Annotated in this window: 1 protein-coding gene; it reads left to right on the plus strand. The window is 70.1% G+C overall.

Going from position 1 to position 398, the window contains the following annotated elements; genetic code table 11:
- Positions 1-109 precede the first annotated feature (109 nt).
- Positions 110-398 (plus strand): hypothetical protein (locus tag JHD69_RS20605; protein WP_233166149.1); only part of this gene is annotated, 289 nt, incomplete at its 3' end.

Below are 398 nucleotides of genomic sequence, written 5' to 3' on the forward strand. Positions count from 1 at the left end.
CCCCCCCCCCCCCCCCCCCCCCCCCCCCCCCCCCCCCCCCCCCCCCCCCCCCCCCCCCCCCCCCCCCCCCTTCATCCCCCCCCCCCCACCACCCATACCAACACATGTCGTGGTTCGTCGGCAGCGTCAGATGTGTATAAGAGACAGGCACGCCCTTTCTACCAGAAATGACGACCCTCAAACCGCTTCTTCGGTTGCTACTAATGCATATTGTACAAATGGATCGAGCTTGCGGGCTTCTCGCCGGCAACCTGTCTCTTATACACATCTCCGAGCCCACGAAACAGTACTCATGATCTCGGATGCCGTCTTCTGCTGGAAAGGGGGGGGGGGGGGGGGGGGGGGGGGGGGGGGGGGGGGGGGGGGGGGGGGGGGGGGGGGGGGGGGGGGGGGGGGGG

Origin of the sequence: Pedobacter sp. ASV12, assembly GCF_016429155.1 — a bacterium.
Classification (GTDB): Bacteria; Bacteroidota; Bacteroidia; order Sphingobacteriales; family Sphingobacteriaceae; genus Pedobacter.